This window comes from Clostridioides sp. GD02404, from assembly GCF_045898275.1.
GTDB lineage: Bacteria > Bacillota > Clostridia > Peptostreptococcales > Peptostreptococcaceae > Clostridioides > Clostridioides difficile_A.
On record NZ_JBJOCA010000001.1, the window covers coordinates 97675 to 121365 of the forward strand.

The 23691-nt window shown below is 26.3% G+C and carries 18 protein-coding genes; all 18 read left to right on the top strand.

Features of this window, described 5'->3' with window-relative positions; all coding sequences use genetic code 11:
* Positions 1 to 29 precede the first annotated feature (29 nt).
* The 18 genes from Q3287_RS00430 (at position 30) to Q3287_RS00515 (ending at position 23634) form a co-directional block, all read left to right on the top strand.
* Positions 30 to 2336, top strand: coding sequence for a hypothetical protein (locus Q3287_RS00430; protein WP_407963314.1), 2307 nt, complete (start codon positions 30 to 32; stop codon positions 2334 to 2336).
* Positions 2337 to 2383: 47 nt separating this feature from the next.
* On the top strand, positions 2384 to 3064 hold the full coding sequence (locus Q3287_RS00435) for a hypothetical protein (protein ID WP_054270800.1): 681 nt from the start codon (positions 2384 to 2386) through the stop codon (positions 3062 to 3064).
* A 114-nt stretch (positions 3065 to 3178) separates the two neighbouring features.
* Positions 3179 to 3796: a hypothetical protein gene (locus Q3287_RS00440; protein ID WP_407963315.1), complete on the top strand. Its 618-nt coding sequence runs from the start codon at positions 3179 to 3181 to the stop codon at positions 3794 to 3796.
* Positions 3777 to 4901, top strand: coding sequence for a hypothetical protein (locus Q3287_RS00445; protein ID WP_407963316.1), 1125 nt, complete (start codon positions 3777 to 3779; stop codon positions 4899 to 4901). The genes Q3287_RS00440 and Q3287_RS00445 overlap by 20 nt, the downstream gene beginning before the upstream one ends.
* 21 nt (positions 4902 to 4922) lie before the next feature.
* The gene (locus Q3287_RS00450; RefSeq protein ID WP_054277050.1) at positions 4923 to 5405 is read left to right on the top strand and encodes a hypothetical protein; all 483 of its coding nucleotides are present in this window, start codon (positions 4923 to 4925) and stop codon (positions 5403 to 5405) included.
* A gap of 1 nt (position 5406) precedes the next feature.
* Entirely contained in the window at positions 5407 to 6474 is a 1068-nt protein-coding gene (locus Q3287_RS00455) for a hypothetical protein (protein WP_407963317.1), read from the top strand.
* Positions 6467 to 6832 (top strand): hypothetical protein, encoded by a 366-nt coding sequence (locus Q3287_RS00460; RefSeq protein WP_407963318.1) that lies wholly within the window; start codon positions 6467 to 6469, stop codon positions 6830 to 6832. The genes Q3287_RS00455 and Q3287_RS00460 overlap by 8 nt, the downstream gene beginning before the upstream one ends.
* 38 nt (positions 6833 to 6870) lie before the next feature.
* Positions 6871 to 10512 (top strand): hypothetical protein, encoded by a 3642-nt coding sequence (locus Q3287_RS00465; protein WP_407963319.1) that lies wholly within the window; start codon positions 6871 to 6873, stop codon positions 10510 to 10512.
* Between the two features lie 38 nt (positions 10513 to 10550).
* On the top strand, positions 10551 to 11327 hold the full coding sequence (locus Q3287_RS00470) for a hypothetical protein (protein WP_054277047.1): 777 nt from the start codon (positions 10551 to 10553) through the stop codon (positions 11325 to 11327).
* Positions 11320 to 11733, top strand: coding sequence for a hypothetical protein (locus tag Q3287_RS00475; RefSeq protein WP_054270754.1), 414 nt, complete (start codon positions 11320 to 11322; stop codon positions 11731 to 11733). The genes Q3287_RS00470 and Q3287_RS00475 overlap by 8 nt, the downstream gene beginning before the upstream one ends.
* Positions 11714 to 12529 carry a baseplate J/gp47 family protein gene (locus tag Q3287_RS00480; RefSeq protein WP_054277046.1) on the top strand — a complete coding sequence of 272 codons (816 nt, stop codon included), beginning with the start codon at positions 11714 to 11716 and terminating at the stop codon, positions 12527 to 12529. Before Q3287_RS00475 ends, Q3287_RS00480 begins: the two co-directional genes overlap by 20 nt.
* 8 nt (positions 12530 to 12537) lie before the next feature.
* Positions 12538 to 13212 (top strand): hypothetical protein, encoded by a 675-nt coding sequence (locus Q3287_RS00485; protein WP_054277045.1) that lies wholly within the window; start codon positions 12538 to 12540, stop codon positions 13210 to 13212.
* A complete protein-coding gene (locus tag Q3287_RS00490; RefSeq protein WP_407963320.1) occupies positions 13213 to 14331 on the top strand; it encodes a hypothetical protein in 1119 nt (372 codons plus the stop codon). It begins immediately after the preceding gene.
* Between the two features lie 15 nt (positions 14332 to 14346).
* Complete coding sequence (locus Q3287_RS00495) at positions 14347 to 17718, top strand: Ig-like domain-containing protein (protein ID WP_407963321.1); 3372 nt, start codon at positions 14347 to 14349, stop codon at positions 17716 to 17718.
* A 25-nt stretch (positions 17719 to 17743) separates the two neighbouring features.
* Entirely contained in the window at positions 17744 to 18211 is a 468-nt protein-coding gene (locus Q3287_RS00500) for a hypothetical protein (RefSeq protein WP_407963322.1), read from the top strand.
* A 566-nt stretch (positions 18212 to 18777) separates the two neighbouring features.
* Positions 18778 to 19185, top strand: coding sequence for an IS200/IS605 family transposase (tnpA, locus tag Q3287_RS00505; protein WP_223153174.1), 408 nt, complete (start codon positions 18778 to 18780; stop codon positions 19183 to 19185).
* A 1-nt stretch (position 19186) separates the two neighbouring features.
* Complete coding sequence (gene tnpB, locus Q3287_RS00510) at positions 19187 to 20305, top strand: IS200/IS605 family element RNA-guided endonuclease TnpB (protein ID WP_407963323.1); 1119 nt, start codon at positions 19187 to 19189, stop codon at positions 20303 to 20305.
* A 194-nt stretch (positions 20306 to 20499) separates the two neighbouring features.
* On the top strand, positions 20500 to 23634 hold the full coding sequence (locus Q3287_RS00515) for a hypothetical protein (protein WP_407963324.1): 3135 nt from the start codon (positions 20500 to 20502) through the stop codon (positions 23632 to 23634).
* Positions 23635 to 23691 lie beyond the last annotated feature (57 nt).

The following is a 23691-nucleotide window of genomic DNA, read 5'->3' on the forward strand; positions in this document are numbered from 1 at the left end:
TCTACAAGATTTAGAGGAGGAAAACCTTTATGGCAAATTTAGGAAATTTGTATCCTAATCTTCCAGGAATGTTAGTTGAATTTAAAGATGGTGGTTCTGCACTTAGATTTAGCTCAGATGAATACAATACTGATAGCATGTTGTTACTTGGTACAGCAGTTGATGGACCAGTAATGGAGCCAGTAGCTATAGATGATTCTTCTATAGAATTACTATTTGGCTCAGATATTAATTTAAATGGAATTCCAAATGGTGCAACATTAGTTCACTCATATAAGCAAGCTAGAGAGGCTGGATGCCAAGATATAAGAGTGATGAGAATATCTGGTACATGTTCAACATCAAATATAAGTGCACCATCACAAGTGGTTGAAAGAAATAAAAAAATAGATGAGGATTTATCCATTATTCAAGGTTGTGAGAAAACTGATATAAAACTAAGTGGAAAAGGAATTGTTCCAAGTTCGATTAGAGTGTATGTAAAAGGAATTGAGCTATTATCTGGATTTACATATAATGAATCTACAAAAAGTATATCAATAGAAAAAAATGCTTGTGATGCAGGAGTACCTGTTTCAGTATCTTATAGTTATAGATATTGGGTTGAGCAGAAACCAGAATATTTAACTTTAAATAAAGATAAAAAAATTTTTCTATCTAATATACCAAATGGAGCTGCTATAGTAGCTACTTATGATGGTAAACCTATAGAGGATGACATTGAAATGAATGATAATGTTATAACAATGCCATCTTTAAGTGAAGGAGAAAAAGTAGCTGTTGGTTATAGGGTAGAAGTTGTTGGAGAAGATATAGAAACTCAATTAGATGGAAATATTTTTATGACAGCTACAACAACTCAAAAACTACTTTTAAGCAATACTCCAGTAGATGGAACACTTATATTATATGTTGGTGGAAGTAAAGTACTCGATTTAAACTCTTTTTCAATAGATAAAAAATCAAAGACTATAACTCTTAAAAAAGAATGTTTTGAAATGGGGCAAGTAGTATCAGTAAGTTATTATATGCCATTTAAAGAAAATATAGAAAGAAAAATAAGATTAAAATCTAGGTTTGCTGGAGATATATATAATTTAGGTCAAGTGAAAGTAGAAGATTTGAGAGATACTTTTGGCAATTATATAGGAAAATATGTAAAAATAATTAAGCCAGAATCTAAAATGAGTATTGGTGAAGAACCATTGATATTGTCAACTCTTGACTACATAACCTTTGGAGAGTTAGTAGATGCAATAAATACTTTACAAACAACATATTTTGCAGAAACAGATATACCAGAAGTACTAACAAAAGACTTGATAAAATCAGCTACATATTTTATAGGAGGCTCTAATGGTTTAGACATGAATAAAGAAGATATGTTTAAGGCATTATCAGGAGAAAGGGATAGAAATGGATATATAGTAAAACAAGGTGCTTATCAGTTGCTTGAAAATTATAATGTAGATTGGATAGTACCCTTAGGTGTTTATGCTGATGATAAACTGTTTGACAGACATCAAAATTTTGCATATGAACTTGCTTTATTTTGTGCAGTCTTATCTTATAGAAATAAATCTACATATGGCGTGATATCAATGAAGCCATTAAAAGACACCTCTTTGTCAGGTGTTCAATTACACTCTAAATATTTAACACAATATAATAATGAGTTTTTAATGAAAGATGATAAAGGCTCTATAATTACTGATGGACAGGGAAATTGTATAGACCTTGGAAAGTTTATATCAGTGGTTGCAGGGCCTACACCTATAGTTGAACATAAGGTAAGTTCACTTAGAGAAGGAAGTGTGGCAGTGCTTTATGCTGCTTTAAATACGAATATCTTACCATATTCATCTCCAACAAATAAGATATTAAGTGGTGTAAAATCATTAAAGTACTCTTTTTCAAATGCACAATTAAATGATATAACAGGGAATAAATTTGTTTCATTCAATTCTAAAAAATTAAATAGCAGAACTTGTTTAAATAAGGTTTTTGTAGTGGATGCTCCAACAGCCGCAAAGAAAGATAGTGTATACTCAAAATTATCTACATTAAAGGTTATGAGAGCAGTAACTGATAATATAAGAGAAGTAGCAGACCCATTTATAGGGGAAGCAAATACAATAGAGCAGAGAAATGCATTAAGTGCAACAATTGCAAAGAGATTAGATACATTACTATTACAAGGAGCTATACTAGATTATAGTTTTAACCTAATAGCAACGCAACAAGATTTAATATTAGGACAGGCTAAGCTAGAAGTTGGTATAGTAGCACCACAAGAACTTAGAAAAATAATCACTATAGTAGGTTTAAAAAAATAAAATGGAAGAAAATATCCATTTAGATTTAATGGTTAGGAGATATCACTATGGCAAGCACGAATATAAACACACTAACAGCATTTTCTGGAGCTGATTTAATTGTAAGCTTTGCAAATCAAGTTATTGGAGAATTACAAAAAATATCATGGAGTATAGAACGTGAAAAAAAGCCAGTATATACATTAGGAAGTCCAGATGCACGAAGTTTTTCAAGTGGAAAAAGAGAGATTAAAGGGTCATTAGTATTTGCTATGTTTGACCAAGATTCTCTAATTAAATCTATGAAAAGCATTTTAAAATCATCAGAATCTACAGTATTTACAACTTCAGGAACTTTAGCTATAACTGAAGAGGAAAATTTTATAAATGCAGTAGAAATGTTGAAGTGGAATGTTACAGCACAAGATGCTATGAATATGAATAGTAAGTCTAAGTATAATGAAAATAATTCTAGAGTAAGTGATGAAAACTTTAAAGTACCTAATGGATTTAGTCCAATAAGAGATAATAGAATAGTTTATTTAGATTCTTTGCCACCATTTGATATAACAATGACATTTGGAAATGAACAAGGTCAATGTGCATTTCAAAAAATATATGATGTTGATATAGTAGATGAATCTAGTGAGGTATCTATTGATACAATCGTCTTAGAGAAAAAGCTAAATTATAGAGCTAGAAAAATATCACCACTTATACAAGGTGTGTACTCAAAAGATGAAAAATAAAAATAAATCATAAAATTAAAAAACTCATGTAGTTAAATCTTTGTAAGTATATTTTGTGTATTTAAAAACTACATGGGTTTTTTCTAAATATAAATAAAAAGAGAGGTAAATAAAATGGATTTAGATAATACTTTTTACAAAGCATTCTCAAGTACAGATTCTCTCGCATTTATTTTATTTCCAGAATCTAAGCCAATTCTTTTAGGTAGCTTGACAAGTATATCCTACTCAATTCAAAGAAATAAAAAGCCAGTAGCATCAATAGGAAGTACACATGTATCTGGATATACTCGAGGACCTAAGATGATTTCTGGGAAAATGGATTTTACTTTAATAAATCAGAATCTAATAAGTGATTTGACAAATAAAGTTTCAATTTTATCTAATAAAAAAAAGATTAGTTCAGATGAATTGCCCTTATTTGATGTGATGATAGTATCTTTAAATGAATACAAATATGCCACACAAATGATGATATATGGAATAGATATTACCAATGATAGTCAAATTATTTCTATTGAGGATGTTTTTATAAAAAATATAATTCACTTTGTAGCAATGGATTTGAAGGATTTTGCAAATTTAGAAACTCATAAAACAGTATCAAATAATATAAGTAATTCAAATATATACTCAAATTCAGTATTCTATTATGATTTTACGCTTGAAGGATATGAATATTCAAAAAAAAGCAAATTGAAAGGCGTTAAATATGACAAATTTAAACTTTGATGATGTAAATAAAAAAAGGAGAGATTATAGTACATATAAAGAAGAGTTTTATGGTAGTTCGGATGTATTGATTTATATAAATGGAAAACATAATAAACAAATATCTGCAATAAAATTTTATGTCAAAGAACAAAGTAAACCTATTTATGGATATACATCTAATACATTTGATAATATAGCTATTGGAAATAGGATAGTATTAGGTTATATAAAAATCCCTGTCAGCAATGCTTTAAAAAATTTCTCTAATTCTTTAGAACAAAATATAAATACTTATGATGAGTCTATTTCAAATAAAGAAGAAAAAATATCTATACCAGATTGGATATATGGATATGATTTAAGAAATCTAAATGATAAATGTATATATGGAGAATATGACAATGTCTTATATAAAAATCAATGTAATGTATATGACAATGATGTCTCATTTCTTTATGATAAATCTCTGTTCTATGTTAATTTTGGTAGCAAATATGATATTAGAGTACATTCTGTTCAAACAGCTTTAGTATATATGGGATATATGTATGAGGAACGAAGCTTTAGTGAATTAAAATATGGTTATTATTGTGTGTGTACATATGATATGATTAAGGTTTTTCAAAAAGAACATAAGATAATACCAACTGGAAGATTGTGTAAGAAGACCTGGAGTTTGATATTTAGAAAATTATATTCCAATTATAATATAATTATTTTGAAGAATAGTGAAAAAGAAATCTGTATTAAAGATAAACAAGAAGAGAATCAATATAAATCGCCTTGTAATCTAAAAGCTATAAATTCTTTTATATATAATGAAGTAGAATGTGATTATAATTTGATTGATGCTTTAATAGATGATTGTTATTATGGAAAGAATAAGCAAAAGTTTGACTTAGAAGATTCAGACTATCAACTTTCTTTTAATCCTAATAATATAAATACACTTAAAAAGAGTAAGTTTTCTATAAGTCTTATATATGGAGACAAAAAAGAAAAATATCGAAAAATTATTGGAGTATCACCTATATCAGTAAGTCAAGAAATAGATACAACAGGAAATCCTGTATACGATATTTATGAATTTATAGCAAAAGATGTAATTGAAATTAACAATTAAATAGTGTTTGGAGGAGATTAAATGAATTATGATGAAAAAGAAATAGATTTATTGGCAAAACAGGCTAAGTTGGATTTAGAATCTCAATATGGAAAAAATATAGATGAAATTGATTTATATGCAGATGTTTTTAATGATGGCAGTAAAAATGAAAAACTGAAAGATTTAGCGTTAGAAGATACACCATTATTTAAAGATGGACCAGGGACAATTCAATTACAAACATGGAAAAAGAAATGGTCTGATTATGATATATATATGATTGATATTTTAAAAAAAAGGTTTATATTTAGAACTATTAATAGATTTGAATATAAGCAGTTATTGTCTCTTCAAAATATTGATACTTTAGAACGTGAAGAAATTATATGCCAAACTGTGACATTATGGCCAGAAAACTATGATTGGAAAGATAATTCTAAGGCAGGATTAGCAACTTCATATTCTGAAGTTATTATGGAGAAGTCAGGTTTTACAAAAGATTTTGTAATAGAGGTAATATAGAATGCTTTCAATACAAGATATTATAAATATAAAAGAAAAAATGGGTTATAAAAAATTAATTCATATCAAATTTGGCACACATGAATATATATTTAAATTGATTAATCTAAATATATATATGAAAGCTAGTATTATTTCTAATACATACGAAGAGTTTAATGATTTTATATGTCAATCTGCATTAATATATCCTGAGGAATTTATTTTTTCAAAAAGTTCAGTGGCAGGATTAGCAGATGAAATTTCTAAAAAACTAATTTATGAATCTCATATTTTAGATGAAAGTTCAATAGTAAATTGTTTTGAGGAAAGTAGAGGAAAACTTAATACTTTTTTAGAACAAAGTAAGCTATTTGTAAAAGCAGCATTTCCAGATATTTCTTTTAAAGAAATATGTAATTGGGATTATGAGAAGCTTATGGATATGACAGCTAAGTCTGAATATATTCTTAAACTAAGAGGTGTAGATGTAAATCTTGAATATGACAAAGACTATTTAAATAATAAATCTAATAAAGAATATATGAATAGTCAAAATAAGATAAAAAGTTTAAACAAGAAAAACCTCAAAATTAATTATATAAAACCTAAATACTATCATCTAAATTCTAATAAATTTATAAATACAAAATGGGATACTCCAGATAAACTAAAAGTGATAGAGAATAAAAATATACAAAAACTAAATATAGAAACTAAATATATAGGCTCAAATGTTTTGAACATAGGGAATAAAAATAATAAAGATAATATTACTTATTCAATATATAAAAAAGATAAGAATAAAGACTCTACTGAAAATGAAGATGACTTTAAAAATGGTAATTATAGAATTAATTCTAAAATAAATAATTTTTATATCGACGAAAGTTTAAAAGATTATAACAACATATCAAAGATTCATTTAGAAATAAGAGATATTTTAAATAGAGCAGGATATAAAAATATTGATATAAATTATATTTTAGGTGGAAAAGATTCAAATATAGATTTAAATTTTTATGAAAACAGACTTGAAAAACTTAAAATAAAGATGTTAAAAATGATTGGAGATATTATACATGAATAGTATAAATAATATTGAAGAAAAATTTTATGAAGAATATGAAAACTTTTTATTAGGAAGAGGAATAAAAGCTAAGGTAGTTTTTAATAATATTAAATCTAAATTAAATGACGAATATTATAATTCAGAAAGTAAAGATAACATAATAGAAGATGATATTTTGGTAAACAATGATAAAGCATTAAATATGAAAATATCTGCTCAATCCCCTTTAGATGCTAATATAGATTATGGTGAAAAGATTATAAAAAAATTATTTAAAAATATAAAAAATTTAAATATAAGAACTACAATACAAGATGATAGAAAAGATATAACAAGCGATGAAATTGAAAGCATAATATCTAAAATCATTTTATGAATTTATAAAAGTACTTATGAGCTAAAGAGGGTGAATTTATGGGTAATGAGTCTAATAAAAGTTCAAATCAATCATATTATGGAGCTATTGCTCAGGAAATAACAGATAGAGATAGTCAAGAAATAGTTAATATGCTATATAAAGAAGCAACACTTAGAAACTTAAGTAATAAATATAAACCTTTAAGTTATTATGAATATATTCAGTATGAACATAGACTCAAATATAAAGACAATGTTGATAATATTTTTAGAATAGGAGATTGCTGTTTTGAAATACCTCCAGAATATATAAGTGTAACTTCTACCAATGATGGTGAAAGTTTTAATGAAAATAGGTTTGCAAATATAGGACAATCTAAAAAACAGAATATAAGAAGAGAAATATTTGTAAACTTAATGACAAATGGTATAAATCAAGTTAATGGATATAAGGTGGAATCACCATTTGATTTCAAATATTATGTAGATGGATTAAGAAATTTAATTTGTCAATTTAAATATACTCCATTTGTTCCAATTGAATGTAAAGTTGTGAATAATGCAAATGGTATAAATAATGTGGCCTTAAAAAGTATGTCAGTTGAAACTGTAGAAGGTTTTTCTGAGAGTCTAAGAATTAAAATAATTATGGAAGAGCTTAATGTAAATCCTTATTTTAATAAAGATTATGTCTCATTAGATAACCATATAGATTGGGATTTGTATAGATTTTATACTCAAAAAAATCTTGAAAATTCTAATTTATCGAGGATTAATAAGATAAAGTCAGTAAACTTTACTGGTAAATTTACATTTAAAAAATTACACTCAAAAAATATAGATTCCAATAAAATAAAGAGCAAAACCACAACAACAAATAAAATTTATTTTGATGAAATATTAAGTGATAAAGAAAATGTGTATCTTACATATATCAATTTTAATTTAAATAATATATTTTCTAACATAAAACTAAATAATGGTGAAATACCAACAAAACAATACATGGGATTTGATAAAATTGACTTTGTGTTTGTATTTAAAACTAGTGATGAGAGTATAATAAAAAAATTCAACAAATTAAATAATAAAAATAGAAATTTTGAAAATGAAAATATAGATATTATAAAAGTGGAAAATGAACTTGTTAATTTGACTGGCGCAGAATACATAACGATAAAAGATGTTCAAGTAGATACTGTTTTAGGATTTTCTGGACTATACAATATAACTATTAAATGTAGAAGTTATGATATAGATAAAATCCAAAAGACTAAACCAATAGGATTTAGACCATTCGATGAAGTTAAGGAAACAAATGGATATGAATATAATGAAATTCCTGAGGGTAGATTAGGTACAAAAGAGGATTTTATAGATTGTACATCTAGAGGCATAGATAGGAAAACTATGCAAGATATTTGTGTTAACAAGAAAATTATGTATTTAGAAATGTATCCAACTCTAAATTTACCAAAATATTACGAAATAGACAATGCTATACAAAATATAAGAGATTTTAGATTTAAAAATGGAGTTAAACAAACATCTCTTATAAAATATCCTAGAACAGATATTGTTATGAATAAAATAGAAGAAAATGAAAAATATAATGGTTTTGTAGAACCAGATTTTTATATTATATATCCTGATAAATTTGAATTTAATAAAGTTAATGTACAACTAGAAAATATTAAATCAGATACAGTTATAGAACCAGAATATAAATATGGATATGAACCTCAAGATATAAATAAATTGGAGAACGAATTTAGAAAAGAGCTACATTCTGATGAGAATTTAATATTTAAGAATGAAAATTTTAATAAAATACATGGTAATGAGATTGGAAAATTTAATATTGAACAAGTAAAACCAAAGCAATCCTTTAAAAAACTTCCTGAGAATAATCCAAGTACAGTTGTAGAAAATATGTTAGTGGATGAATTTTTATATTCACAAAAAGGTACATTTACTAGAGCATTTCCAAACTTTATATTTATGTTATGTGATGAAGATGTAGACTTTTTAGAGGGGAAAAAAAGTTGGACAAACTACTATATATACAAATCTGTTGTAGATATAAAAATATCACAAAATGTTGATTCTCCCATATCAAGTGCAAAAGTAATCATTTCTAATGGTTTTAATAATGATAAAAATTTAGATGATAATAATTATATAAAAAATGATGTTTTAAATATATTTAATAAAAATCAACCTATATCATCAAAATGTTCAGAGGAATATAAAATAGATTCAAAATCTGAAATTGATTTAGATATAGTAGAAAAGAGAAATAAATTAGACAGTCAAAAAGTTTTAAAAGAAGGAACCAGAGTACATATTCGTATGGGGTATGGTTCAAATCCTTCAAAATATCCAGTTGTATTTAATGGAACTATAGTTGAAATAAATATCTCAAAAGATAATATATCAATAGAAGCAAAATCAGATGGTATAGAGCTTACAGATAAATATCTAGATGAAAAAATGAATTTTTCAGATGATAATATAGATTTAAAAAAAGATGCAAGTAATATAATATTAGATTTAATAAGTAAGAGAAATTTAAAAATAGAATACCAAAACGTTGAATGTAATGAAAAAAATCTTAAGAGTAAATACGGTGTAGAGCATTTTGGTATGTACGATTCTAACTCTATAGGAACTTACAGAACAATTCAAAATGACATATCTAAAAATATATATTTAAGTACTTATAAAGGAATATACTTCAATGATATTCAGAATATTGATTATATAGGAGAATCGATTTATGAGTTTTTACCAATAGGTAAAAAGATATGGGATATATGTAAAATGAGTGAAAAATCTATGCCTGAATTTGTAGTATATCCAAGACCATTTTTATTTGAACATAGATTGTTTTTTGGTTTACCTATTTGGATGTATAAATTTAATATAAATAATATAAAAAATGATATATATGAGTATTCTAAGGCTTTTTCACAAATGCATATAGTAGATTTTTACGACTCAATTATAGATAATAATATAATTATAGATAATAATAATTTAATAACAAATGTAAAAGGAATCTATAATGTATTAGGAAATTTAGAATCTACACCTTTTATAATAAGTGATAACAATATAAAATGGTCAAACCAAAAGCTTAAAGTATTGGACAATTCAAGAATACAAAATTTTAATGTATTTTCTAACCTAGAGGATAAAACTTTAAAATACAGAGAATTATATGCAAATAATAGACATATGGCCATAAGAAATTGTATATCAGAAATTCAAAACTCATGGAAAGAAGCTTACGATGGCGAGTTGATTATTACAGGAAAACCGCAAATAAATGTATATGATTTAATAGCAATTAATGATTTGTTTGGAGGAATGGTAGGTGTATGTTTAGCAAAGAAAGTAACACATTCACTAAATATGAAAACTGGATTTACAACATCAATTACTCCAGGTTTGTTAACTACAAATTCATTAAAATATAGTGGTATGAGTAATGTACTAAAATCATGTAATAAAGTATTATTTTCTGTATCAAATATATTAAATAATGAAAGATTAGCAAATCTAAACGATACAACTGATAAATTTAAACGGACAAGATTATATAATTATGAAAATCTAAATAATATGCTTACTACACAATATGAAATGTTTAATTATAAAAACACTATAATTACATATCCATTATATAAAGTCTAATTCATATATGAAGTTTAATCTAAAGTAGGGGGGATTATGTGAAGCTCAAAGATAAATTAATAGATAACATCATAGATCCATATTCAAATACAATATTTACAACTTCTATAGGAAAAGTCATAGATTTTAATATGCATAAAAATACAGCAGATATATATGTAGAGAATGTAAAAGGTAATAGTGCCGTTTTTTCAAACGTACCTTTTCAAAATATAGGAGAAGGAGTTCATCTATTACCATTAGAAAAAGATGATAAAGTCTATATACAATTTAATAATGGTTCTGTATTTCAGCCTAAGATAACAGGAATAGCAAATGAATCTCACCAATATCTATCAAGAAAAAGAAAAACTCACATTAGAGATGGATGTCTGTTATCAAATATAAAGAGAGACTCAAGAGAAATAACTAAGAAAATGAGTGAGACTTGGTTAGATTATGATAATAAAGATAAATCAAAATATAAAGACTTTATGGATAAAAATCCTATTGATAGTGTTTTAGAAAAAATAGAAGGAAAAGGAAGTTTTGCAGGTAATGAAGTTGGTATATATCATCCTAAGAAATCTTCAATTGTAAAATTAAGAGATGATAGCAGTATAGACATATTTACAGCAACTAATGTTGGATTAAGGATAAATGCTGAAAATAAAACTATAGAAGTTTTTGGAGATTTTTCTACTAAATCAGAAAACTGGTCAATAATCTCAAATAATATAAATATATGTGCTGAAGATAAAATTATTTTATCTGGAAGTGAGATAGTTATTGATACAAAAAAGATAGAAATAAATGGAGTAGATAAAAATGTTTGATTTTTGCATAACAGATAGTGGAGAACTTATATATGATAATAATTCCAACAATTTGCTGTATTTAAATTCAGATGATTTACTTAGACAAAAATGTATTTGTAGAATAAAATCTGTAACAAAAGATTGGTTTAATGTGGACTATATAGGTTCAGATATAGAAAAATTTTTAGGAAAACTAAATAATAAAGATACGCTAGATTCAATTATAGCATCTATTGAAAATGCATTATTTTATGACAGGTTGGTTGGAGAAAATAATTTGTTTTTTATACCTAAAATACACAGAAATAAGATAGAATTATTAATTTTCATAAAAGAAAGAAGAAATAACAATCCGATTGTTATTAACATGGAAATTGACATAGTTAGTGGGGTGAAAATCAAGTATGATATTAATACACAATAAAAATTTTGAATCTCTGGTTAAAGAAACAGAAGTTGAGTTAAATAAAATTGGGTTTGACACAAGCCCTGGTTCTATAGCTAAACTTTTTTCTGACATAATAAATAAAAATATATCAGAATTTTATGATGTACTTACAATGAGCCATCTTCAAGCTTTTGTAACTACAGCTACAGGCAAATTTTTAAACGCTATAGGTTTATTAGTGGGATGCAAAAGATTATTTGAAGAATCAGATGAAGATTACCGAAAAAGAATTACTCATCAAACATTAACTTTGGCTAAGGCAAATGAAACTTCAATAAGATTAGCCGTTTTAAGTATAGAAGGTGTAAAAGATGTAATATTAAAAAGATACTCTTATGGTCCAGGCAGTATGACTATTGTGCCAATAGCTGAAAATATAGGTGATGAAGATTTGCTTTCAAGTGTAAAAAAAGCATTATTAGATATAACATCATTTGGAGAAAAGGTTGTAGTAAAGTTACCTAATTTTAAATATCTAAAGTTAAATATAGATTTAGTTTTTTCTTCATATGTGGATGAAATAGAGAAACAGTCTATAAGAGTGTCTGTAAGAGAAAAAATTATAAGCTATATAAATTCAATAAATATAGGAGAATCACTATTTATAAATGAACTGACGCAAAGAATAATGCAAGTTAGTGATTCTATACTAACTTATTCTTGTAACAGTATTAAGATAAACAATAAAAATTGTTTGTTAATTAATCATGATTGCAGATGGGATGAGAAATTTATTGTTTCTCCAGATGAGGATTCTGTAGTAATTATATAGGGGACATAATGACTGAAAACGTATATTTGGAATTAATAAAGAGTTTTGTAGCAATTATAACTGCAATTATCACTGTAGTTGGAGCTTACTTAGGTAGAAAAAAATATAAGATAAAGAATAAAGAACAGTATAGAGCCAAAAATAATCAGTTAATGTTGTATTCGCATCCAATATTTAAAAAAATAGAGCTAAATAAAAATATTATAAAAATACATTTTACACTTGAAAATAAGGGAAAAGAGGCTGTTTTTAGAGAAATATTAATTAATCATATGAATATATTTAAAATTCATGCTTTAAAACTATGTAAAAAAGTGGATTCTGGAAAGATTGTGGATACAGATGAATTATATACAGAGAGTGTTTACACATTAAATAATATTATTGCTGATTTGAAAAGTTTTTATAAAGATAGCAATTGCTATTCACAAGAAGAAGTAAATGTACTTGATATAGTAATGGATAAGTATAATCATTGGAATTCAGATAGGCAACAGGAAATAGTTGCTAGGATTCAAGAAATTTGTGTATCTGCTTTTTATACAGATATATACAATAAGTCTATAACAGTATTTGACACACTTCTATTTGTAATGAATGATATTATGTTTGATGCAAATAAAACATTAAATAATTTAAATGGAGATTTAGTAGGGCTTAAGTTTAGAGGAGTGATTATCTAAATGAAAGAAAGTGATTTTGCAAGATATACAGAAAAAATAAGATCAATGCTTCCCTTTTGGTTTGAAATGAAGAAAAACCCTAACAAATCTATTGGGATTGAGTTTTTAAATATCTTTGGCATGGAGTTAGATGAAATAGAAGAAATATTGCTTTATGCTTCAAAGCAAATCTATATTGAGTCAGCAGATGAGGATTTTATCGATTTGGTATATAAAGTTTTATTACCAAGCAACTTTAATGTAAATAATATTTCTATGGTGTATACAAATCAACTTATACTTGAAAGAAGTTGGGATTTGTATACTTTTTTTGGAATAAAGAAAAATGAAAAAAATTTAGAAAACAACATAAGTCAGCCAGATTATTATTTTATTGATAAAAAGAAAAAAGTAATTTATGTTAGAGAATCATATGATAAAGAAGAAGATTTGCCTTTTGGGAAAATAAAAGTAAAGTGCAATAATAAAGAATTTTTATTTGAGTTAAATTTACATCATGTATGGAATTTTTTTGATGAGTTTGGTTCTTTAGTAGGATGTTCTAGGCTTAAAGGAGAAAAGAACCATGAATATAAGCTTAGAATTCTTGATGTTTTTAAAAATCCAGCTAATTCCACAAAACGAGGTCTTGCCAATGGAATTTCAAGAGAGCTTGGAATTAGAGAAGTAAAAGAATGGAAAGATATGAGTAAAGATTTTGTTATATCTGAAAAGATGGTTTTGGTAAATACTATATTAGTAGATAACAATTTAATAACTTTAGATGATGTTTACATCACTTCTACAGGAGAAATTCTATTAAAAGGAAATCCTGATAAAAAAAATCATTCATCAGTTGTTTCTTTTATAAAGAGTCTTGAAATGTATGAATTAGTAGATATAAATAATAAAAAATTAAGTATAGAACTATATAATTCAGATGCAACCCCAACCAAGTTATTAATTGATTATGTAACAAAGATAAAAGAAGATACTTCAATTTTTTGGAATGATTTTAAGTATGATGAAGATATATGGGTAAGAGAAGATGAAGATTATGACAATAGTTTTTCGTTTTTACCAACATTTCTTGACTCAAGTATAAAAGGTTTTTCAAAATATGGATATTATAAAAAGTAGACTGGAGGTGAAAAGATGGAAGAAGAAAAGAGTACAATTATGAAAGAAAATGAAATACCAAATCATACTAAATTTGAATTGCCAGAAAGAGTGGAAATGGTTCCACATATAAATACTAATATAGCAAGTAGAATGAAAGCTTTTCAATCTGGAATAGGAGATTATAATGATTGTAAGTTATATAAATCAGAAGATACTACATATAAAAAGACATTTAAACTGTTAAATAAAATATATGGAATAAGAGCAAGTAACAAAGTGAAATACAACACTATAAAATTTTATTATAGATATAAGATGGAAGCAAAAACTAATTATATAACTTATGATTCTAAAGTAAGAGTGAAAGTAAGTGCAAGAGAAGTATCTTCAATTGGGGAAAAAATTGAAGGAGAACCATTTGGACCAACTTACACATCTGAACTAACTTTAGATTATATATTTGATGAATATACTCAAGTAGCAGATATTTATTTATATAGTTTGATGCCAGAATTAAAAAATAAGGATTATTCAAAGCGATATAAATTTGATATAGAAGTTTATGATATAAAAGGACCAGTAAGAATATATTCATATACGCATGGATATAGGGATTTTTTAGAAGATAATGAAAATGATAATAGGGTTGAATTTAGTGAATATGGTTATTTTGACCATAAGGTGTGTATAAAAGCTATAGAAGTTACAAGACAAAAAGAGTATATAGAGATATTTCCACCATTAGAATATGATTCGCTTGTTGGAGTTATAAATGGAGATTTTCAGGTATCAGAAAATGGTAAAAAAGATATGATGGATACAGCTCCACCCTTTGAAGCTTCTATTGATGTTTATGATAGAAAATATTATTGTATCATAGAAAAATTTAGCCCAGAAGAAGCTTATGTTTTATATGAATTTGAAAATCAAGTAGACGAAGAGAATTATACTCTAATCAATGGAGATAAAATAAAATTTTATTCAGATTCTATAATTGCAGATTCAACTGAATATAAGGAGTTTTTAGGACAAGTTGATAGAGGGGAATTCATAATTGATGATAATAGAAAACACACTTATATATATGGTCTTACAGAATTTAATTTAAATTCAACTGAGTATAAGAGGTTTGAGCTTGTAGTGGAAGCTAGTATAAGTGATGTGGTGATTTTAGATTATCCCAAAGTGCTTACTATAAGATATGGTCATATTGATGATATTATAATTGTGTCTTTAAGGACATTACAAAATGCTTTAGCACGTTGGTGTCCAAGTATACATAATGGATATTATTATTATAATCAAGATGAGTATTATTTATATAATAAATGCAATATGAATGGTCAAGAAAAAGTATTACAGGATGCTTTTAATAAATTTAGAGTATTAATAAAAGTTACATTGAATGTATCAGAGTCAGAAGGAAAATTTGAAAGATACGATATTAGAAAAACTAATAAAAAAGACTTATTACTTGACAGTTCAAAATTTTTCTACAAAGATAATATGCTGTGGCCAAAACCAACAAAATGTTATAACGATTATTATTATGACTTTCTTGATGAATATATTTATGAAACAACACCATTTGTATTCAACAAAAAACCTACATCCATTCAAGAAATATCATGGATACAAAAATCTAGTCTATTCAGTACTGTAGATGTATATTATGTAGGGCATAACGATATTTATGGAGAATGGATGCAACCAGTTAAATTGATTTATGGACAACCCATTCCTCAAAATTTAATACTATGCAAAGTATTTAAATTAAGATTTGTACTCAAACCGTCTAAAATGCCTAAACTACAACATCGAGAATTAATTTATGAATGTGAGTCTGATTGGAGAAATTTTATTGACTCTTTCTTGAGTTTCAATTTTTATTATAGAGAAGAAGTATTGATGCCATTATCAGATAATTCTATTTCAGTATCTATAACTAATATAATTGATTTAGGAGATACAGTAGAAGAATCAGCAGATTTAAGATATATAATGCCAGCAATGAAGTTTGATGGAAAAGTAGAATTTTATATACAGGATGATAATGTGTTGATTAATCTAGAAGGAAAACTAAACTCAGATAAATGGATTCAAGTAGAAAATAATACAAAGATTGAAACTAAGAGATTTGTGAGATTTAAAATTGTTTTGAAAGAGGGAGCAAAATTATATAGTTTAAATCTAAAAGTTGGAAGATATGAGTATACAGGAATGAATTTAGAAACATTTGTACCTGCGATAGGAAATATACAAGTTAAAGCCACTTATAATCCTACAGAACACTCATCTAAATATGAAAATATAACATCATATAATCTACCATATGATACCCAACAATATACAATTATAAAAAATATTGAGGAATATGCAGAGGCAGTCGCAAAAGCAAATGATTTCAAAGTAGAAAATATTCAAAGTATAAAATTTACCAAAGTAGATGTATATTCTGAAGAATATAATCTTTTATATGATGGTGAAGGTAAAATAACTAAAAAACCATTAAAAGCACAATCATTATATGTATCTCAAAATGATTTTATAGCAGAATTAGACCAAGATGGAATAATATTTAAGGTTCCATATACTAAAACTATAAGAATGTCTCCTATACCACAACAATATTCACCTATTATTATATATGAAATTGGAATAGAGGAACCATATACTCAAGTATTTTTTATAAGTAAAACAGGAGAATATTCACTTGAAAATGAAGAAAAATTTGAATCTCTAGGATTTAAAACTTTATACTTACAAAATATAGGTATAGATGAGACAACCATAGAGATTACAATAAATGATATATCAATGAATAACTATAATATTGAAAATAATGTTGTAGTTTTTGAAAAGGAAATTCCTAAAGGAAGTACAATAAATGTTAGATACAAAATGAATAACTCTTTTATAGCTTTATATGACTATGAAAAAGATGAAGTTGAAATAAAATTGCATAAATTTGAAGAAAAATACCCAACTAAGGTGAAGGTATATTTTGAAACTCATAAAACATCTTCACTAAAAGAATTAAAGCATATATCATTAAATCCAATCTACAATACCCTATACAATGGATATATATACATATCAGACTATACTTTAGAACCTTACTTTTTAAAGATTTACTCAGAAAACAACTTTATATTTGCAAATGGAAAAGATGATATAAGCATCTTAATATCAGTAACAGATAAATATAATAATCCAATTGAAGGTGCATCTGTAAACGTAGAAGCTGCTCTTGGAACAATAGAAAAATTAAATGATAGAACTGATATTAATGGAATAATTGCATGTATTTATACAAGTTGGACAGGCAATTGTATAGATGTTATAAAAGCAATTGCCAATGAAAATGCTAAAGATGAAATTAATATAGTAAATAGAAAAATATAGATAAGTTACAAAAGGGGAATGTTTTATGGATATTAGTAAACTGAAAACATTAAATTATAAGATTACAAATGGGTCTAACCTTCAAGGAGCTATTCTGATAAATGATGGTCAAATAAATTCTTTAGGAGATGCATATAAAAAAGGCTCTATTGAAGAAGAGACTTTTTTAAAATTAGCTGGAGATGTTACTTTTAATATTTCAAACAATATAATTTATTTTAATTATTCTGCAAATGATTTATACATAGGAGAAGACTCTTTTGACTTTGTTGTGAAATTAGAAAATGGTATGACATATATTCAAACAATCGATATTTTAATTGAGCAAAAAATAGTACCTATAAATTCAAAAGAAAGATTTATAGAAATATATTTTGATGATGAACAAGAAGATAGAGTAAATGTGAATATATCAAGCAATGTTGACCAATCTATAGAGTTACCAACCACAGTAGTTTATAGTTCAACAGATAAAGAATTTAATATTGATTAAAAAATAGCTACGCACACTCGTGACTTTAGTCATGAGTTAGTAGCTAAAATAGTCAGCATATAGGGAAACTTATATGTAGAGATAGGATAGAACCTATCCAATACTACTTGAATTGCTGGAAACCCCTAAAGCTAACCAAACTAAAACATAAGGATGAAATAAACCTAAGTGTGAAAGTTACGAAAGTAGAAAAAATTGGTTAGATGGTATAAGGTTAAACCCTAAGTACTTTAAAATGGGCAATCAGCAGGTAAACTCCGAATAGGAGAAACTTCAACGACTATTCCTCTTGAGGGAAGTACACTACAAGTTATTGGTAGTGGAAGTGGGTAGACCTTAACGGATAATGCCGAAGGATAAGATATAGTCTGTGCTTACATGAAAGTGTAAGAAGTTCATAAGAGAACTGCATAGGTAGTAGCGAACTTATGTGAACGACAACCTCAAAAATGATAAAAGTTAGGACTTACGGTTCTTACATATGTTATTTAAAAATAAATATAAAAACCTTAAAAATACTTGTTTTAGGTAATTACATATGTTAATATTATGGTGGGTGATGAAAAATGGAAGTGACTCATGGTAGAGGGTATGTGTATTTAGTACAATACCATATAGTATGGTGTGTAAAATATAGACATCCAGTATTAACAAATGAAATTGAAGAAGATTTAATTAATATATTAAACAAAATAGCTAAAGATAATAAATTTCAAATATTAGAATGTAATAGCGATAAAGACCACATACATTTACTAATAAATTGTTCACCACAACACTATATACCAGATATGATAAAAGCATTAAAAGGTGTATCGGCAAGGTTGTTAATGAAAAAATATGGAGAACAGTTGAAAAAGAAATTATGGGGAGGACATCTTTGGAATCCTAGTTATTTCGTTGCTACTGTATCAGAAAATACAGAAGAACAGATAAGAAGATATATTAATAATCAGAAAAAGCAAGTAAAGTGAGGTGGTAGTAGTGGAAAAAGCATATAAGTTTAGAATGTATCCAAATAAAAAACAGCAAGAGTTAATTAACAAAACTTTTGGATGTTGTAGATTTGTATATAATAAATATCTTGCTAAAAAAATAGAAGTTTATGAAAGCGATAAAGAAACTTTTACTTATAAACAGTGTAGTTCTGATTTGACCAATTTAAAAAAAGAATTAGAGTGGCTTAAAGAACCTGACAAATTTTCACTACAAAACACCTTAAAAGATTTAGAAAACGCATATAAAAAATTCTTTAAAGAAAATGCAGGATTTCCTAAATTTAAATCAAAGAAAACTAATAGATTTTCATATAGAACTAACTTTACAAATGGAAATATTATGTACTTTAGTCAATATATAAAATTACCTAAACTTGGTATGGTTAAAGTAAGGGATAAACAAGTACCTCAAGGAAGAATACTTAATGCTACTATATCCAAAGAACCAAGTGGTAAATATTATGTATCATTATGTTGTACTGATATAGATATTGAAGCATTTGAAAATACTAATAATCAGATAGGTTTAGATTTAGGAATTAAAGAATTTTGTATCTCAAGTTGTGGAGAATTTATAGAAAATCCTAAGTATCTTAAGAAGTCATTAAATAAACTTGCTAAATTACAAAGAGAATTATCGAGAAAAACAATTGGTAGTTTAAATAGAAATAAAGCAAGATTAAAAGTTGCAAGACTTCAAGAACATATAGCTAATCAAAGGAAGGATTTTCTACAAAAACTATCTACTAAATTAATACAAGAGAATGATATTATTTGCATAGAAGATTTACAAGTAAAGAATATGACTAGAAATCGTAAACTATCTCGCTTAATTTCTGATGTGTCATGGTCAGAATTTATTCGTCAATTAGAATACAAGGCTAATTGGTATAGTAGAAAAATTGTAAAGGTAGGTAAATTCTTTGCAAGTTCACAAATATGCAATAAATGTGGGTACAAAAACGAGGAAGTTAAAAACTTAAATATAAGAGAATGGATTTGTCCTTGTTGTAATGAAACTCATGATAGAGATATAAATGCAAGTATAAATATATTAAAAGAAGGATTAAGACTAATAACAGTTCAAAATAAATAACTTATGTAAGAACCGTAGGAACTACGGGGATAGCTTGTGGAGAATTGGTAAGACGTATTTTATATGCAAAATTCTGTGAAGCAGGAACCCTGTGACTTTAGTCATGGGAGGTTCAGAAATGTGTTGAAACTAATGATGCTATAAATAACTTTAGTGTAATACCATACCCTTTATATGATTGTAAGGTTGAGATAGTGACTAAAGTTAAGAACGATATAGTAAATAATGGAGCAAGTATAAAAGTAATTAACAGTGCCAATATATCCTTTATAAAAAATAAGAAGTTTTTAGGGAATGAATATGGAAAAATTATATTTAAAAACTTTGTAAATAAAGAATACAATATTGATTCACCTACAAGAGAAATAGTTTATATAGTTTGGCATGCAAGAACAATTGCAACCGAATATAATCCTAAAGATGATATTGTAGTAAATCAAAGACCTGATATAAGTACGCCTGATTTCAAAATACCTACTATAGATTATCCGCAAGCACCAAAATATGAATCTATTTTGGAAAAAGAAGAATGTATATCGGGAGATTTATTTTCCAATACAAAAGTGCATAAGGAAATCGATAATAAAGGTAATAAATCTATTAAACTTGGAAGAAATATTCCAAATGGAGCAGTAAATTTAGCCTATTATTATAATACAACAGCATCTCTAGATGATACTGTTTCTGTAATAGAAACCAATACCAATAATGTAACATTGCATTTTGTTGATGATTGGATTCATAAAAGAAACTTAGCTACAAAAAATGAAGACTATTTTCCAGAGACTATTGAGTTTGATGGTGAAAAAGGTACAGAATTAGAAGGATATTGGGGAATTTTATACAGAGACTTTGTTATGTGGGATGAATCTACTATCACTGATTTCAAGCCAGAACATAAAGTTCAACATGAGGAATTTCAAGGTCTATTAGCAAAAAGAGTGCCTATAGATAAGATATACAATGATGGTGACAGATATGGTGTTTTAAATCTGACAAATTCGATATTCGAAGCTGTAAATTTTGTTGAAACTGAGAATGAATTGATTGACTATAATCCCAAAACTTATAATGCATATACGCGATATGAAGGTTTAGTTAGGAAATTAAAGGTATTATATAATGGGTCAGCTAAGTACAGTGGTGTTGTAAATAAAAAAGATGAGATATCAAATCTATATCCAGAACAGGCAAAGGAAATAATAATGTATCCAGATGAAAGTGGTCTTTTACATAAGATTAATGGAGAATATTTGGTAGATGATGATTTATTTTATATAACAAATAAATTTAAGGACAATGTTCCATTGTATTACAAATATAAGTTAAAGTACAAAATTTATGATAATGTTGGATTAGATATAAATGGTCTGTATAATTCAGAAAACATAAGTCTTGTTTCAGGAAATAATTATCCAATAGATGAAAATAAATTTAAGTATAAGGTCTTTATAGAAGAAACTAAATATGAAAATGTATATGATACATATATATATACATCATTTATTCCAACTATAGAAAATCCTATATATGTTATGTATGATGGTTTGTCAGAAGAAGCTTATAGAAAAGACAGTGTAAATCCTTTAGAAATCAAAGTAGGAATACTTGAAAAAATAAATCCAGTTCAATGTTGTGACTTAGAGTCGTATAAAGTGAATAGGTTTCAAGGCATAACAAATAAGTCTTCTATAGAAGTGTTCGAATATGAAATATTAGAGGATAAAAGAGCCAAAATACAAATTGAATATATTATAGTGGCTGATGATTTGGAAATAGCACCTATTACAAAGGAAATAATAAATAAAAAATATGCATTATATTCAGAACTCGATAGTTTTAAGAATGAAGATATGATTATATCTGAAAAGGATACAAACGGATATATGACAGCAAGAGATATATTTATGAAGTATTCATCTGATGAAGATAGAGACAAAATAAATGAAAATTCAACTTTTAGAGTTAAATATAATATTCAAAATTTAAATACCATGTATTCAAAGGATAAAACTTTGATATATACAGCATCAGATGGAAATGGATTTATATATGGGAGAACATATGAAGATACTGGATTTCCAGAACAAAATTCAAGTATTATTGGAAATAATAAAAACACTAGAACCTTAGATAAAGATTCTATATATAAGTCAGCTAATGGAAAAGTTTATAAAGGATATTCAGTAGTATGTAGAAACATAAATCAAATTATTGTGGGAACACCTCTAGAAAAAGAACCTTTAAAAGGATGGTTCCCAACCATTAAATATGCTTATTTCAGTAAAAAATACGAAAGAATTGATAAAACAATAGAACTTATATATTCTATACCAGAATACGACTTACAAATATTTGGAAAATATGGGAAGCCATACATTGATATATCTGAAGAAAAGGGAAGTTTTGTTGGAAATAATACTATTAAAGTAAAGAATACTCCAATGTATATAAAAGTAGATAATAGTTGGAAACCAACTAATTTAAGAGTTTATAAGATATTAAGTGATAACAATAAAAAAGAACTTGAAATAAAAGGATTTAATTTCAAGTATGGATTTATAGAAATTAATGATTCAATAAGTGACAATGATAAAATACTAGTAGATTATAGCTATGAAGAAAAAAACCTTCATTATAGAGGCTATTATAAAAATCAAGATAAAAATAGTAAAATTATAGATTTAAATTTAAATCCAAATATGTATAGTTTTTATACAGACACTTCAAATGAGATAAATGAAATGAGAAACTCATATGATTTATTTAATCGAACAATCCATTTCTTTTTAAAGCCGATGAGAATAATAGATAGAGGGACAGGTGATATTCTAAAAGACAACTATTTTTGTGTATATCATAAATTTGATAATCAAGAAGCCTTAGAACCATTCGATTTACATATAGGTAGAATTTTTGTAAGACATCACACCTCGCTAAAGTCTACAAATCTAATAGATACTAGATTAAGAGGTGGAGGTATTATCAAAGAAATGGAAGATAGACTTCGTCGAGATTTAGAGCCTGAAAGCGATTATTATTTAGATATTGGTACACTTGATGGTAAACCATATCAAGAAAACTCTGTAATTATAATAAGAATAGATAGTAAGTTACTTTATAAAAATGGTGGAAGGTTTTCTGAAGAAGATATTAAAAAAGCTGTTCAAAAATGGGCTGCCTATGGTAGTTATCCTATTATTGAATTTGTAGATGTAATAGGAGATGAGGAATTGCCTCAAACTAGCATAGAAGTCCATAAAAATATAGACAATCAAAAACATATCAGACCAAGTATATGGATAGAAAATGTGAACTATAATGTATAACATAATTTGAGATTCATAAAAAATATATTTAAATGAAACTCGTTAAAAAACAAATAA

What these genes read in the sequence shown, in the direction of transcription:
- Q3287_RS00430 (WP_407963314.1), top strand. Translation starts at nt 30, where the DNA reads ATGGCAAATTTAGGAAATTTGTATCCTAATCTTCCAGGAATGTTAGTT.
- Q3287_RS00435 (WP_054270800.1), top strand. Translation starts at nt 2,384, where the DNA reads ATGGCAAGCACGAATATAAACACACTAACAGCATTTTCTGGAGCTGAT.
- Q3287_RS00440 (WP_407963315.1), top strand. Translation starts at nt 3,179, where the DNA reads ATGGATTTAGATAATACTTTTTACAAAGCATTCTCAAGTACAGATTCT.
- Q3287_RS00445 (WP_407963316.1), top strand. Translation starts at nt 3,777, where the DNA reads ATGACAAATTTAAACTTTGATGATGTAAATAAAAAAAGGAGAGATTAT.
- Q3287_RS00450 (WP_054277050.1), top strand. Translation starts at nt 4,923, where the DNA reads ATGAATTATGATGAAAAAGAAATAGATTTATTGGCAAAACAGGCTAAG.
- Q3287_RS00455 (WP_407963317.1), top strand. Translation starts at nt 5,407, where the DNA reads ATGCTTTCAATACAAGATATTATAAATATAAAAGAAAAAATGGGTTAT.
- Q3287_RS00460 (WP_407963318.1), top strand. Translation starts at nt 6,467, where the DNA reads ATGAATAGTATAAATAATATTGAAGAAAAATTTTATGAAGAATATGAA.
- Q3287_RS00465 (WP_407963319.1), top strand. Translation starts at nt 6,871, where the DNA reads ATGGGTAATGAGTCTAATAAAAGTTCAAATCAATCATATTATGGAGCT.
- Q3287_RS00475 (WP_054270754.1), top strand. Translation starts at nt 11,320, where the DNA reads ATGTTTGATTTTTGCATAACAGATAGTGGAGAACTTATATATGATAAT.
- Q3287_RS00480 (WP_054277046.1), top strand. Translation starts at nt 11,714, where the DNA reads ATGATATTAATACACAATAAAAATTTTGAATCTCTGGTTAAAGAAACA.
- Q3287_RS00485 (WP_054277045.1), top strand. Translation starts at nt 12,538, where the DNA reads ATGACTGAAAACGTATATTTGGAATTAATAAAGAGTTTTGTAGCAATT.
- Q3287_RS00490 (WP_407963320.1), top strand. Translation starts at nt 13,213, where the DNA reads ATGAAAGAAAGTGATTTTGCAAGATATACAGAAAAAATAAGATCAATG.
- Q3287_RS00495 (WP_407963321.1), top strand. Translation starts at nt 14,347, where the DNA reads ATGGAAGAAGAAAAGAGTACAATTATGAAAGAAAATGAAATACCAAAT.
- Q3287_RS00500 (WP_407963322.1), top strand. Translation starts at nt 17,744, where the DNA reads ATGGATATTAGTAAACTGAAAACATTAAATTATAAGATTACAAATGGG.
- tnpA (WP_223153174.1), top strand. Translation starts at nt 18,778, where the DNA reads ATGGAAGTGACTCATGGTAGAGGGTATGTGTATTTAGTACAATACCAT.